The organism is Pseudomonas guariconensis (genome assembly GCF_040822035.1).
GTDB classification, from domain to species: Bacteria; Pseudomonadota; Gammaproteobacteria; order Pseudomonadales; family Pseudomonadaceae; genus Aquipseudomonas; species Aquipseudomonas guariconensis.
The window spans coordinates 4,342,517-4,355,478 of the sequence record NZ_CP162012.1; the positions used below are offsets into that span (position 1 = coordinate 4,342,517).

The following is a 12,962-nucleotide window of genomic DNA, read 5'->3' on the forward strand; positions in this document are numbered from 1 at the left end:
CTCTACGGAGCGAAGCGTTGGAATCAGGTTATGCCCATGTGAAAAATCCGTCATGCCTGCAACAGCATATTTCAGGTATCACCCCAACAGTGGGGCTTGGTCGCCGGCCTCGCTGTCCGCTGTAATCGCCTTGCCCCTGCTCAGGTCCACCTGGAAGCGACAGCCATGAGGCAACGTCGCCGTCAGGGTGACGCGCCAGCCCTGGTCGTCGCAGATCCGCTGCACCAGCGACAAGCCCAGACCCAGGCCCTCGCCACGGCGTTCGTCACCGCGCACGAAGGGGCGGAACATCGCTTCGCGCTGCTCCTCAGGGATGCCCACACCGCTGTCCTCGACGCTGAAACCGTTCGGTTCCAGGCTCAGACGAATGTAGCCACTGTCGGTGTAGTGGGCGGCATTGCGCAGGAGATTGCCCATCACCGATTGCAGGAACGTCGCGTTGTACAACACCGGGCTCGCACTGACCCGGCCGTCGTAATAAAGGGTCAGGCCCTTCTGTTCGATGGTATCGCGCCAAACCCCTACCAGGTCGTCGGCCACTTCGCTCAAGGTCGCCTGCGAAGCGACGGCGCCTTCATCGCGCTGGGCACGGGCCAGCATCAGGAAGGTCTTGACCAGCTCACGCATCTCCTCGGTCGCCCGCGCGATGCGCTCCACCTGGCTGCGTGAACGGCTGTCCAGGTTGGGATTCTCCATCAGCAGTTCGCAGGAGGTGGCGAGCACCATCAGCGGCGTGCGCAGCTCATGGCTGACATCGCTGGTGAACAACCGCTCGCGGGTCAGTGCATCGCGCAAGCGGCCGAGCGTATCGTCGAAGGCCACGGCCAACTGCCCGACCTCGTCCGCGGCATAGTCCGGGGCCAGCGGGGGTGCCAGGCCCAGCAACTGATCCCGGTGGCGGACCTGCCGGGCCAGGCGGATCACCGGGGCCATCACTCGCCTTGCCAACAGCCAGCCCAGGGTCACCGCCAATACCAGGCTGAGCACGAAGCCCACCACCACGACCGCGAACAGCACCCGCTCGCGCTCTTCGAAATCGCTCTGGTCCTGCAGCAGCACGTAGCGCCGGCCATCGACGATCTCGACCATCGCGTGATAGGAAAGCTGGTCGCGGAACACCTCATGAAAGCCCGGCGTCAGGTGCCGCAAGTCCTTGGGCAGTTCGAAATCGTCACGCCCGCCACTGAAGTAGAACAGCTGGTCAGGACGGGGCCGATGGCTCCAGTCGCTGATGCTGTCCATGCGCAACAAGCGCTGCAGATCGCCACCGAGCACGGCGGAGATCAAACGCTCCTCGACCAGGTGGACCGTGGCGACGATGCCGAAAGCGAAGGCTCCGGCCACCAGGGCGCTCATCAACGCAAAGGCGATGATGATGCGCTGGGCAAGACTTTGCTTAAACTCCATCACGGCCCTCGGCGAGGCGATAGCCGACGCCATGGACGGTATGCAGCAACGGTTTCTCGAAGGGTTTGTCGATGACCTGACGCAACTGGTGTACATGGCTGCGCAAGCTGTCGCTGTCGGGGCAGTCGTCCCCCCAGAGGGCTTCTTCCAGCACCTCGCGGCGCAGCACGTGCGGACTCTTCTGCATCAGCACGGCCAGCAGCTTGAGGCCGACCGGGTTGAGCTTGAGCAGGCGGCCCTGGCGAGTGACCTCCAGGGTGTCGAGGTCATAGCTCAGATCAGCGACCTGCAACGTGCGTCGGCCGCCCCCCTGAGAGCGTCGCAGCACTGCCTCGATACGCGCTGCCAGCTCCGACAGGGCAAAAGGCTTGAGCAGATAATCGTCGGCACCGGAACGGAAGCCCTGCAGGCGATCATCGAGCTGATCGCGGGCGGTGAGCATGATCACCGGGGTATCACGGCGGGCATCTTCGCGCAGGCGTTTGCACAGGGTGTAACCGTCGATCCCAGGCAGCATGATATCGAGCACGATCAGGTCGTAGTGTTCGGTCGCGGCAAGATGCAGCCCTGACAGGCCATCCTGAGCGCAGTCGACGGTATAGCCTTTCATCCCAAGGTAATCGGCCAGGTTGGCGAGGATATCGCGGTTGTCTTCAACCAGTAGAATGCGCATCGGTTTCTCCTGTACGACGCTTTCGCTCTGCGCGGCAGGCGCAGCTTAAGGCCATCGCCCGCGCCGCGCCAGCCTTAGGGCATTTGGCCGTTGCTGACGTATTTTTCACTGATCCTTCACGAACCCAGGATAGCCGCAGGCCGACAATGCCCGGCATTTATCGTCCCTGGAGTCGTCATGCAAGAAACCACCCGCCCCCGCCCGATCAACCTCTGGTTGTACCTGGGTATTCCGCTGGCCACCGTGGTGGCCCTGCTCCTGAGTGAGTGGACCTCTTTGGACATGGACGTGGCCAATCTGGCCTTCGACCCAGTGGCTGGGGCATTCATCGGCCGTCATAGCTATTTTCTGGAAAACATCCTGCATGACCGGGTCAAGCAGATCGTGATCGTCATGGGTTTGCTGTCCATTGTCGCCTTCATCGCCAGCTTCTTCTGGTCGCGCCTGTTCGGCTGGCGTCGCGAACTGGGTTGCCTGGTACTGGCGCTGGCGCTCTCCACCTCCTTCGTCACCCCACTCAAGGCGGTGACCGAAGTCCAGTGCCCCTGGAGCCTGAGCCAGTTCGGCGGCAAGGAAACCTATAGCAAATTGATGGAGCATCGTCCGCAAACCGACAAGCCTGGCCGCTGCTGGCCAGGCGGCCACGCGGCAACGGGTTTCAGCCTGTTTGCGCTGTTCTTCATGCTGCGCGATCGCAGACCACGTCTGGCCCGTGCAGCCTTCACCGTAGCGTTCGTGACCGGTACCGTGCTGTCCATCGGCCGTATGCTGCAAGGGGCACACTTCCTGTCGCACAACGTATGGACGGCGGTTTTCTGCTGGTTGATCGGGCTGGGCTGCTATTACCTGGTCTTGTATCGCCGAGGCATTGCGCTGGAGGCAGTGCCTCAACGCAGCGTGGCCTGAAGGAGCACTGTGCGCCCCATCGCAAGCTGTCGCCAGCTGCCACATCGATCTGTGGGAGCGGGTTTACCCGCGAGAAGCTGCGCCACCTGAGCAAAACACACGCCCAAGAAAAAGCCCCGCACTAGGCGGGGCTTTTTCATGCAGCGGGTGAGGCTGGCTTACATCATGCCGCCCATGCCACCCATGCCGCCCATGTCAGGCATGCCGCCTGCAGCTGGCTTGTCTTCCGGCAGGTCGGCAACCATGGCTTCGGTGGTGATCATCAGACCACCGATCGAAGCTGCGGCTTGCAGAGCCGAACGGGTGACCTTGGCTGGGTCCAGGATACCCATCTCGATCATGTCGCCGTATTCGCCGGTAGCAGCGTTGTAGCCGTAGTTGCCCGAACCTTGCTTGACCTTGTCAGCGACAACGCTTGGCTCGTCGCCGGCGTTGGCAGTGATCTGGCGCAGCGGTGCTTCGACCGAGCGACGCAGCAGAGCGATACCGACGTTCTGGTCTTCGTTGTCGCCTTTGAGTTCGGCAACGGCCTGCAGAGCGCGAACCAGGGCAACACCACCGCCAGGCACCACGCCTTCTTCGACGGCTGCGCGGGTAGCGTGCAGGGCGTCTTCAACGCGGGCTTTCTTCTCTTTCATCTCGACTTCGGTGCCAGCACCGACCTTGATCACGGCAACACCGCCAGCCAGCTTGGCCAGACGCTCTTGCAGCTTCTCACGGTCGTAGTCCGAAGAGGTTTCTTCGATCTGGGCACGGATCTGCTTGACGCGTGCTTCGATGTCAGCGTCGGAACCTGCGCCGTCGATGATGGTGGTGTTTTCCTTGGACAGGATGACGCGCTTGGCGTTACCCAGGTGCTCCAGGGTGGTGGTTTCCAGGGTCAGGCCGATTTCTTCGGAGATGACCTGGCCACCAGTCAGGGTGGCGATGTCCTGCAGCATGGCCTTGCGGCGGTCGCCGAAGCCAGGTGCCTTGACAGCCGCGACCTTGACGATGCCGCGCATGTTGTTGACGACCAGGGTAGCCAGGGCTTCGCCTTCGACGTCTTCAGCAACGATCAGCAGCGGACGGCCGGCCTTGGCAACGGCTTCCAGCACTGGCAGCAGTTCGCGGATGTTGGAGATCTTCTTGTCGACCAGCAGCAGCAGCGGGCCTTCCAGCTCGGCAACCATGGTGTCCGGCTTGTTGACGAAGTAAGGCGACAGGTAGCCGCGGTCGAACTGCATGCCTTCTACGACGGACAGTTCGTTTTCCAGGCCCGAGCCTTCTTCGACGGTGATGACGCCTTCTTTACCGACTTTTTCCATGGCTTCGGCGATGATTTCACCGATGGAGCTGTCGGAGTTGGCGGAGATGGTACCTACCTGGGCGATGGCCTTGGAGTCGGCGCAAGGCTTGGACAGGTTCTTCAGCTCGGCGACGATGGCAGCAGTGGCCTTGTCGATGCCGCGCTTGAGGTCCATCGGGTTCATGCCGGCGGCAACGGCCTTGAGGCCTTCGTTGACGATGGCCTGAGCCAGAACGGTAGCGGTGGTGGTGCCGTCACCGGCAGCGTCGTTGGCCTTGGAAGCGACTTCCTTGACCAGCTGGGCGCCCATGTTCTCGAAGGCGTCTTTCAGCTCGATTTCCTTGGCAACGGAAACGCCGTCCTTGGTGATGGTCGGAGCGCCGAAGCTCTTGGCCAGGACAACGTTACGGCCTTTCGGGCCCAAGGTCGCTTTTACTGCGTCAGCCAGAACGTTAACGCCAACCAGCATTTTTTTACGGGCGGAATCGCCGAATTTTACGTCTTTAGCAGCCATGATCGTTTAATCCTTGAATTCTAGAATGCTTCTGGAAACCGGGAGGGGAATCAGCCTTCGACGACAGCGAGGATTTCGTTCTCGCTCATCACCAGCAGGTCTTCGCCGTCGACTTTGACGGTGTTGCTGCCCGAATAAGGGCCGAAGACCACTTTGTCGCCCACTTTGACGGCCAGGGCACGAACTTCGCCGTTGTCCAGGATGCGACCGGTGCCGACGGCGACGACTTCGCCGCGGTTTGGTTTTTCAGCGGCCGAACCCGGCAGGACGATACCGCCAGCGGTTTTCGATTCTTCTTCGCTGCGACGGATGACGACGCGGTCATGCAGAGGACGAAGCTTCATTGTCGATCTCTCCCAAATTGTGGTTTTCATCGGCCGGTGTCGATACCGGCGGGTTGATACGGTCCGGCGTTGCCGGTCAGGGCTCGCACGGGACGAGCCCCGTATATATGTCTGGTGTCGCCACCAGAAACCTTGCGGTGACCCATACATGTGGTCGGCAAAATCAATTACAAGGCTTGGCTCGGAAAATTTTTCATCGACTTGAAAAAAGCGAGGGCCGCATCGCCTTCCATCGCAGCTTTACCTGCGATCGAAGGCGATGCGGCCCCTGGAACGTTACTTGTCGTGCCGCTCGTACTCACCCTCGATCACATTGGGGCGATGGCCGGCATCGTTGGGACGAGGCTGGAACGGGTCATCCTGGAAGGCCCGCTGGCGCATGGCCTGGGCTTCGGCGCGCTGACGCATCTTGCGTGCGGCGAGATGACGGGTGAAAGGCAACAGGCACAGCAGGCCCAACACGTCGCTGATGAAGCCCGGCAGCAACAGCAGGCCACCGCCCAGCGCCAGCATCATGCCTTGGAACATGTCCTCGGCGGGCAGTTCGCCGCGCTGCAGACTCTCACGGGCGCGCAGGGCGGTGGCCAGCCCGGCCACCCGCATGACCAGCACACCCAAAGCGGAACCGGCGATGATCAGCAGCAGCGCCGGGAAGAAACCGATGGCGGCACTGACCTTGACGAAGACGAACAGCTCCAGCACCGGAAAAATCAGAAACAGCAATAGAAAAGCACGCATCAAAGGATCCTCGGCGGAAGAAAACCTTCCATTACGACCACCAGATGGATGCGTGGACTCGGCATTTCAACCCTCGACTTTCGCCGTAACCGGCCATTGGTCGGCGCGGGCTAGCAAGACCAAGGCTTCGCGAACCTGTATCGGCGTATTGCAAATCTGAGGGAAAGCCAACCAGTGGATACCCTGGCCGATGCGAAGGTGCATGCCCTCGCTGTCGATGCCGACCAGCTCGGCAGGTGCGGTGCGCGGCAGGTCGGTCAGCGCTACGTAATGCGCAATGGCATTGGCGTGATCACTATTCATGTGCTCGATCATGCTCGCCTCGACCTTGCCGGCGAAGGGGTTGGCCAAGGTGACCTGGTCGAGCCAATGGATTGCGCCGAAACCACCGATGTAGCGGTGGCGCACTGGCTGCAGGACCCAGAAATCGAAATCATGGGCCTTGTGGTAGTTGGCCGCTTCGGGAAAGTAACGATAATAACGCTCGGCCGCCGCTTCGATGGCGGCCTCGTCGGTGAGCTTGTGCGCCTCGGCCATCACCGTCAGGCGCCCTACCGCCTGGACATCCTCGGCATCGCGCTCGCCCACCAGCAGAGAGCACTTGGCATCTTTCTGCAGGTTATGCGTGTGCTGGGCGATGCGGCTGATGAGGATCAGCGGGTGCCCCTCGGCGTCAAGGCAGTACGGCACCACGGAGCCGAACGGATAGCCGGGCATGGATTTGGAATGGGTCGAAAGCACGCCGCGGTATTCCTTGAGCAGGAGTTCTCGGGCGGGGCGCAGGGCGTTGTCACTCACGAAAGGCGCTCCTGGTGGCGGACTGGTTGGCTGACAAGATAAGCATTATCCCTGTCGGGTGCCATAGATTCCCCACGCGCCAGGGCGCACTGCCTTGCTCCCTGGCGCTCTCTTAGCGAAGGGCTGCGTGGCAGCCCAGGCGCTTACCAGGTCACGCCAAAGCCTGCGGTGTAGCGGGTTTTGTCCAGGTCGCTGTCACGCGTGCCGCTGATGATGTCTTTCTCTGCCTTGAGGTTGAGCGAGGCCCATTCGGTGACTTTGTAGCGCAGGCCTGCCTCGGCATCCAGCGCATAGTTCGCCACACCGCCCAGCGGTTTACCCACCTCGCCGCGGGTGAACAGCTCGACACTCTTGCCGATCAGATAGCGGTTGTAGTCCCACTTCACGGCAGCGGAATAGAAATTGTCCTTGCCGCCATCGCGGTATTCGAAATCCGTGCGGTTGATCAGCGAGCCAAGGGAGAAAGCCCCCAACTCGTCGTCCCAGAACTGGTAGCCCGGGCCAGTACCCACGGTGCGCTGGCGAGCCAGGTCCTCGACATGGTCACGCTTGTATTCCATACGCCCCTGCCAGAACCACTTGTCGGTGATGAAGCGGTCCAGTGCGTATTCGGCGCTCCAGTTATTGGTGGTGGTGACGTCGTCCTTGGTCTCGCGGTTGTACTCGCCTTCGGCGTTGTGCCGCCAGCGGCCATGGCGGGCGGTGGTCTTGAAGCTGATGTCGTAGTCGTCGGTATCGTTCTCGGCGCGCTTGTAGTCCATGGCCAGGTCCACATTGCCTTTCCACAGGAAGTCTTCGACCAGCGGCTGAGGCTTCATGATCTGCTCGATGCTGGCAAGGTCCACGGTCTTGGGGACATCGCCATTGGCCAGAGTGACCTTGCCGGGCTCGGCGGCCTTGAGCGACTTGGCCTTTTCACCGCTATAGGCGTCCTGCTTGACCAGCAGTTCCTGGTCGCTTTCCAGGGTCTGCACTTGCTTCCAGTCCAAGGCGATGGCACCGCCGTAAGTGGTTTGCAACAACAGCTTGCCACCATCGAAGACCTTGATCGTGCCACTGAGCCTGTCGCCGTTTTTCATCCATACCGTGTCGGCAAACGCCGGCACGCAGGACAAGACAGCGAGAATGAAAAGCAGGGTTCTAGAATACATAAGCTGACTACAGGTTCGATTTGACGAAAAAAGCCGGGCATTATCCAGATCGCCACGACCAGAGCAAGGACAGACCCAGACCATGCCGTTGAGTTCCACTCTCATTTATCCCGACCGTTGGTCCGCTTTCATCTGCAGGCCTGGGGGCCTTTGATGTCCGGTTCATCACACGCCTCCACCGACGAGGCCCAGGCCCGACGAATGGCGCTGTACTCGGTGCTCGGCGAGATTCCACCCGGCAAGGTGGTCAGCTACGGTGAGCTGGCCGAGCTCGCAGGGCTCGGCCGCGCGGCGCGTTGGGTGGGTCGCACTCTCGGACAACTGCCTGCAGACACCCGCTTGCCCTGGCATCGGGTGCTCGGAGCCGGCGGTCGCCTGAGCCTGGCGTTGGGCACCCCGTCAGGAGACGAACAGCGCGCACGATTGCGTGCAGAAGGCGTGACAGTCAGGAACAATCGCGTGGATATGTCGCGTCACGGCTGGCGTCCAATGGAGCACAGCGGTTAGAGTGCGCGTTTTGTTTTCGCAAACTTGAGGCAGATGTTGGCCCATGCCCCGTAAAACCTGGCGCGCTGCGCTCGCTGCCTATGCCAGCCCGTCGACCTTGGTGCTTTTGTTGCTCGGCTTCGCCGCCGGCCTGCCCTACATGCTGGTGTTTTCGACATTGTCGGTCTGGCTCCGGGAAGCCGGCGTTGCCCGCGAAACCATCGGCTATGCCAGCCTGATTGGCCTGGCCTACGCCTTCAAGTGGGTCTGGTCACCGTTGCTCGACCAATGGCGCCTGCCAGTGCTCGGCGCTCTGGGCCGTCGCCGCTCTTGGCTGCTGCTTTCACAGATGCTGGTGATGATCGGCCTGGTCGGCATGGGGCTGTGCGACCCGCAAAAGCACCTTTCCTGGCTGATTGCCCTGGCCGTGCTGGTGGCGTTTGCCTCGGCCACCCAAGACATCGCCGTCGACGCCTACCGCCTGGAAATCGCCGATGACCAGCGCCAGGCCGCCCTCGCCGCCAGTTACATGGCCGGTTACCGGGTCGCCGCCCTGCTCGCCACCGCCGGCGCCCTGTTCTTCGCCGAATGGTTCGGTTCCACCGGCTTTAGCTACCTGCATCAGGCCTGGACCGGCACCTACGTACTGTTCGGCGTGCTGATGCTGCCAGCTGTGTTCACCACGCTGGTGATGCGCGAACCGCCGGTGCCCATGCGCACCCAGCTGTCGGCGGCGCGCTATGGTCTGGTACACCAGCTGGCGTCGGTGTTCGTGCTGATCATCCTGCTGGTATCGGTACCGGCGAGTTTCACCCAGATGTTCAATACCGGATGGTCGAGCGTGATTTCCGGCGACGCGACGGTTCTGGACCTGCTGATCGAGGACCGTGCCTTCCTGCGCCTGATTCTCTATGTGCTGCTGACCTGGGCCTGCCTGTCGTCCCTGGGCCGGCGGGGCCTGGCGCCTGTGCTGACACCGGTCAACGACTTCATCCTGCGCTATCGCTGGCAGGCGCTGCTGCTGCTGGGCCTGATCGCCACCTATCGCATGTCGGATACCGTGATGGGTGTGATGGCCAACGTGTTCTACATCGACCAAGGCTTTACCAAGGACCAGATCGCCAGCGTCAGCAAGATCTTCGGCTTGATCATGACCTTGGTCGGCGCGGGTATCGGCGGCCTGTTGATCGTACGCTTCGGCATCCTGCCGATCCTGTTCATCGGCGGTGCGGCATCGGCGGCGACCAACATCCTGTTCCTGATGCTGGCCGATATGGGTCCGAACCTGGAGATGCTGGTGGTCACCATCTCGCTGGACAACTTCAGCTCGGGCCTTGCCACCTCGGCCTTCGTCGCCTATCTGTCGAGCCTGACCAACCTGAAGTTCTCGGCGACCCAGTACGCCCTGCTGAGCTCGATCATGCTCTTGCTGCCACGTTTGATCGGTGGCTATTCGGGCGTGCTGGTAGAGAAGTTCGGCTACCATGACTTCTTCCTGATCACCGCCCTGCTCGGCGTGCCGACCCTGATCCTGATCGCCTTGCACTGGCATCAGGAAGCCGGTCGAGGCAAACAGGCGCCGGTGGAAGACTCCGCGGCCGAGCGCCCTTGAGGAACAGGGGCCGCCTTGCGGCCCCCCAAACCCAGGGTTTGCTTTCCAGTGAGTGAGTACGGAAATATTTCGTACAGCGCCTAGGCCACGGCTCCTTCGTCCCGGCGCCCACCCACCACGTACCACAACGGCCACAGCGCCAGCGCCCCGGCAATACCTGCCGCCAACGCGAAGTGCAGCAGGCTCGCCCCCGCCCCCAACATCGCCAGCAACGCGCCACCGAGCCCCAACAGGGCAATGGTGATCATGCCCAGCATGGCCGATACCAGCCCCTTGCTCTGCTCGCTGGAGAACAGGGTCATGCGGTACAGGACCGCATTGGCCACCCCCAGGCCCAAGGCATACAGGGACATCCCCGCGACCAGGCTGGTCACCGTCGGCCAGGTCCAGGTGGCCACGACCATCAGGCACAGCCCCGCCAGGTAGGGCCACAGCGCACCGCGTACCAGGCTGGGCAACGGATAGCGGTCGGCGATGCGGTTGATGATCAAGTTGCCCAGAATCAGCCCGCCAAACACTGGCAATTGCCACAGCGCATACTCCATCGTGCTCAGGCCCTCGTCACTGATCAACAGCACAGGCGACAGGCCGATCCAACCGATCAGTGGCAAGCCCACCAAACCCAGCGCCGCGCTGCCCGCGACGAAGCGGCGGTTGGCCAGCAACTGGCCATAACCCGCCAGCAGCGGCAACAGGTGAATCGGCGTGAAGGGCAACCGCGAGCCATCGCGCCGCTCTACGCCCAGAGTCTCCGGCATCAACCGGTACAGCAGCAGCCAGGTCAGCACCGCGCCAGCGGCGAACGCCAGGAACAACCAGCGCCAGTCCAGCCATTGCAACAGCAAGGTGCCCACCAATGGGCCCAATAGCGGCGATAGCAGGGCGATGTTGGCCAACAAGGCCATCATGCGTACCGCATCGGCTTCGCTGAAGGCCTCGTTCAGCGCCGGGTAGCTGACCGTGACGACGAAGCCCAGACCTACGCCCTGCAACAAGCGCAGCAGATTGAACAGGCCAATGTCGTGTACCCAGTACGTGGCCAGGCAAGCCACGCCAAAGAACGCGCAACCAGCCAGCAACAGCGGGCGACGACCGTAGCGATCGGCCAGCGGACCGATCAGCCATTGCAACAGTACACCGCCGAGCAGGTACAGGTTCAGGGCGTGGGGAATGTACTCGGGGCTGGCCTTGAGGTCGTCGACCACCACGGGCATGGCGGGCATGACCGCATCGCTGGCGAGATACGTCAGCAATTCGAACAGGGCCAGGGTAAGTGCGAACAGCAAGGCTCGCAGGGGCGTGATATGCAGCAATGGCTTCATGATGAAAAACAGCTGGAAACAGGAGGGATCAGCCTATATGCCAGAAATGACAGGATCAGGCTGTGAACAAGTGTAATGGAGAGAAAACGCATCGCGGGGCAAGCCCCACTCCACCGATCGTATGCGCGCTGACCACTTGCGCTGCATCGGTAGGAGCGGGCTTGCCCCGCGACAGTACGTCGTGCGGTGCAGCTTACTGCACAGCCGGCTCCTGCACCACGCGGATGACCCGCTGCGGGAAGGGAATGTCGATACCTTCGGCCTTGAGGCGATCGCGAGCATGCTCGTTGAGCATGAACATCACGTCCCAGTAATCGGCGGTCTTGACCCACACACGCAGGGACACGGTGATCGCACTGTCGCCCAAGGTGGAGATCACCGCCTGCGGGGCGGGATCCTGCAGGACCCGTGGATCCTTGGCCAGGTCCAGCAGGACATTGCGGGCTTTCTGCAGGTCGGCGTCATAATCGACGCCCACATCGAACACGACCTTGCGGGTGGGCTGGCGGTTGAAGTTGGTGACGATACCGTTGGACAAGCTGCCGTTGGGCATGATCACGGTCTTGTTGTCACCGGTGCGCAGCACGGTGTGGAAGATCTGGATACTGTCGACGGTGCCGCTGACGCCCTGGGCTTCGATCCAGTCGCCGATACGGAACGGGCGGAACAGCAAGATCAGCACGCCGCCCGCGAAGTTCGCCAGACTACCCTGCAGGGCCAGGCCGATGGCCAGGGCAGAACCACCGATGGCCGCCACGAACGAGGTGGTCTCGATGCCGATCATCGAAGCCACACTGATCGCCAGCAGAATCTTCAGCACGATATTGGCGATGGTACTGATGAAGCTTTGCAGCGCCGGATCAGGGTTGCGCATCCCAACCAGCTTGCCCAAGCGAGCGCTGAGCTTGTTGGTGACCCACCAACCAATGGCCAGGGTCACCAGCGCGAGCGCCACACGGCTGCCGTATTCCATGATCAAAGGGATCCAGGTCTGCGATTGGCGGACCAGCTGATCGACTTCAGCGTTCAAATCCATATTCATCTCCTGATGCCGGATGACACATACACGAAAAAACAGGCCGCGGAAATTCCGCGGCCTCAGGGCCTCATGGACATCAATACGCCATCAAGGTTCCTGCGATACCTGATCAGTCGCGGAAGTTGTTGAACTGCAGCGGCATGTCGAACTCCTTGGTGCGCAGCAGGGCGATGGCTTCCTGCAGGTCGTCACGCTTTTTCCCGGTGACGCGCACTTGCTCGCCCTGGATGGCGGCCTGGACCTTCAGCTTGCCGTCCTTGATGGTGGCAACGATCTTCTTGGCCAGATCCTTGTCGATGCCCTCGCGGAACTTGGCTTCCTGCTTCATTTCCTTACCCGAAGGGTAGGCGTCCTTGACTTCCAGGCACTTGACGTCGATCTTGCGCTTGACCAGTGCCAGGCGAAGGATCTCGATCATCGCCTCGAGCTGGAATTCCGCCTCGGCGGTCAGAAGCACGGTCTGCTCCTTGTCCTTGAACTCGAAGCTGCCCTTGCCCTTGAGGTCGTAGCGACGGTCCAGTTCCTTCACCGCGTTGTCCACGGCGTTGGTGACTTCGTGCTTGTCCAGTTCCGATACCACGTCGAACGAAGGCATGGTTGTTCTCCAAAAATAAAAGCGCGCTCGGTCGGATGGAGCGCGCCAGGTTTGACGGTTAAAATGCGGGCTCATTATAACGGGTTGCG

At 61.6% G+C, this 12,962-nt stretch carries 13 protein-coding genes; 3 read left to right on the forward strand and 10 right to left on the reverse strand.

Annotated features, from left to right (window positions below):
* Positions 1-78: 78 nt before the first annotated feature.
* Positions 79-1,407 carry a HAMP domain-containing sensor histidine kinase gene (locus tag AB1N67_RS20095; RefSeq protein WP_043213545.1) on the reverse strand — a complete coding sequence of 443 codons (1,329 nt, stop codon included), beginning with the start codon at positions 1,405-1,407 and terminating at the stop codon, positions 79-81.
* Complete coding sequence (gene colR, locus AB1N67_RS20100) at positions 1,397-2,080, reverse strand: two-component system response regulator ColR (RefSeq protein ID WP_043213544.1); 684 nt, start codon at positions 2,078-2,080, stop codon at positions 1,397-1,399. The genes AB1N67_RS20095 and colR overlap by 11 nt, the downstream gene beginning before the upstream one ends.
* A gap of 177 nt (positions 2,081-2,257) precedes the next feature.
* Here colR and AB1N67_RS20105 point away from each other — a divergent pair, with 177 nt between their 5' ends.
* Positions 2,258-2,986, forward strand: a complete 729-nt coding sequence (locus tag AB1N67_RS20105; RefSeq protein WP_043213542.1) for a phosphatase PAP2 family protein — start codon at positions 2,258-2,260, stop codon at positions 2,984-2,986.
* A gap of 158 nt (positions 2,987-3,144) precedes the next feature.
* Here AB1N67_RS20105 and groL read toward each other — a convergent pair whose 3' ends face one another.
* The 5 genes from groL to AB1N67_RS20130 all read right to left on the reverse strand — a co-directional run bounded on the left by groL (position 3,145) and on the right by AB1N67_RS20130 (position 7,819).
* Positions 3,145-4,788 (reverse strand): chaperonin GroEL, encoded by a 1,644-nt coding sequence (groL, locus tag AB1N67_RS20110; protein ID WP_043213539.1) that lies wholly within the window; start codon positions 4,786-4,788, stop codon positions 3,145-3,147.
* A 50-nt stretch (positions 4,789-4,838) separates the two neighbouring features.
* Positions 4,839-5,132 (reverse strand): co-chaperone GroES, encoded by a 294-nt coding sequence (locus AB1N67_RS20115; protein ID WP_009395550.1) that lies wholly within the window; start codon positions 5,130-5,132, stop codon positions 4,839-4,841.
* A gap of 276 nt (positions 5,133-5,408) precedes the next feature.
* On the reverse strand, positions 5,409-5,870 hold the full coding sequence (locus tag AB1N67_RS20120) for an FxsA family protein (RefSeq protein WP_043213533.1): 462 nt from the start codon (positions 5,868-5,870) through the stop codon (positions 5,409-5,411).
* A 66-nt stretch (positions 5,871-5,936) separates the two neighbouring features.
* Entirely contained in the window at positions 5,937-6,668 is a 732-nt protein-coding gene (locus tag AB1N67_RS20125; protein WP_197852776.1) for a DUF2470 domain-containing protein, read from the reverse strand.
* A 143-nt stretch (positions 6,669-6,811) separates the two neighbouring features.
* Positions 6,812-7,819, reverse strand: coding sequence for a DUF481 domain-containing protein (locus AB1N67_RS20130; protein WP_043213529.1), 1,008 nt, complete (start codon positions 7,817-7,819; stop codon positions 6,812-6,814).
* Between the two features lie 153 nt (positions 7,820-7,972).
* Between AB1N67_RS20130 and AB1N67_RS20135 the strand changes: the two genes are divergently transcribed.
* Both AB1N67_RS20135 and AB1N67_RS20140 read left to right on the forward strand, forming a co-directional pair.
* Entirely contained in the window at positions 7,973-8,326 is a 354-nt protein-coding gene (locus AB1N67_RS20135; protein ID WP_070576155.1) for an MGMT family protein, read from the forward strand.
* A 43-nt stretch (positions 8,327-8,369) separates the two neighbouring features.
* A complete protein-coding gene (locus tag AB1N67_RS20140; protein ID WP_043213525.1) occupies positions 8,370-9,917 on the forward strand; it encodes an AmpG family muropeptide MFS transporter in 1,548 nt (515 codons plus the stop codon).
* 80 nt (positions 9,918-9,997) lie between these two features.
* Here the strand turns inward: AB1N67_RS20140 and AB1N67_RS20145 are convergent, their stop codons facing one another.
* The 3 genes from AB1N67_RS20145 to AB1N67_RS20155 all read right to left on the reverse strand — a co-directional run bounded on the left by AB1N67_RS20145 (position 9,998) and on the right by AB1N67_RS20155 (position 12,873).
* Complete coding sequence (locus AB1N67_RS20145) at positions 9,998-11,239, reverse strand: MFS transporter (protein WP_070576162.1); 1,242 nt, start codon at positions 11,237-11,239, stop codon at positions 9,998-10,000.
* 193 nt (positions 11,240-11,432) lie between these two features.
* Complete coding sequence (locus AB1N67_RS20150) at positions 11,433-12,275, reverse strand: mechanosensitive ion channel family protein (RefSeq protein WP_043213521.1); 843 nt, start codon at positions 12,273-12,275, stop codon at positions 11,433-11,435.
* Between the two features lie 112 nt (positions 12,276-12,387).
* Complete coding sequence (locus AB1N67_RS20155) at positions 12,388-12,873, reverse strand: YajQ family cyclic di-GMP-binding protein (protein WP_043213519.1); 486 nt, start codon at positions 12,871-12,873, stop codon at positions 12,388-12,390.
* Positions 12,874-12,962 lie beyond the last annotated feature (89 nt).

What these genes read in the sequence shown, in the direction of transcription:
- AB1N67_RS20095 (WP_043213545.1), bottom strand. Translation starts at nt 1,407, where the DNA reads ATGGAGTTTAAGCAAAGTCTTGCCCAGCGCATCATCATCGCCTTTGCG.
- colR (WP_043213544.1), bottom strand. Translation starts at nt 2,080, where the DNA reads ATGCGCATTCTACTGGTTGAAGACAACCGCGATATCCTCGCCAACCTG.
- AB1N67_RS20105 (WP_043213542.1), top strand. Translation starts at nt 2,258, where the DNA reads ATGCAAGAAACCACCCGCCCCCGCCCGATCAACCTCTGGTTGTACCTG.
- groL (WP_043213539.1), bottom strand. Translation starts at nt 4,788, where the DNA reads ATGGCTGCTAAAGACGTAAAATTCGGCGATTCCGCCCGTAAAAAAATG.
- AB1N67_RS20115 (WP_009395550.1), bottom strand. Translation starts at nt 5,132, where the DNA reads ATGAAGCTTCGTCCTCTGCATGACCGCGTCGTCATCCGTCGCAGCGAA.
- AB1N67_RS20120 (WP_043213533.1), bottom strand. Translation starts at nt 5,870, where the DNA reads ATGCGTGCTTTTCTATTGCTGTTTCTGATTTTTCCGGTGCTGGAGCTG.
- AB1N67_RS20130 (WP_043213529.1), bottom strand. Translation starts at nt 7,819, where the DNA reads ATGTATTCTAGAACCCTGCTTTTCATTCTCGCTGTCTTGTCCTGCGTG.
- AB1N67_RS20135 (WP_070576155.1), top strand. Translation starts at nt 7,973, where the DNA reads ATGTCCGGTTCATCACACGCCTCCACCGACGAGGCCCAGGCCCGACGA.
- AB1N67_RS20140 (WP_043213525.1), top strand. Translation starts at nt 8,370, where the DNA reads ATGCCCCGTAAAACCTGGCGCGCTGCGCTCGCTGCCTATGCCAGCCCG.
- AB1N67_RS20145 (WP_070576162.1), bottom strand. Translation starts at nt 11,239, where the DNA reads ATGAAGCCATTGCTGCATATCACGCCCCTGCGAGCCTTGCTGTTCGCA.
- AB1N67_RS20150 (WP_043213521.1), bottom strand. Translation starts at nt 12,275, where the DNA reads ATGGATTTGAACGCTGAAGTCGATCAGCTGGTCCGCCAATCGCAGACC.
- AB1N67_RS20155 (WP_043213519.1), bottom strand. Translation starts at nt 12,873, where the DNA reads ATGCCTTCGTTCGACGTGGTATCGGAACTGGACAAGCACGAAGTCACC.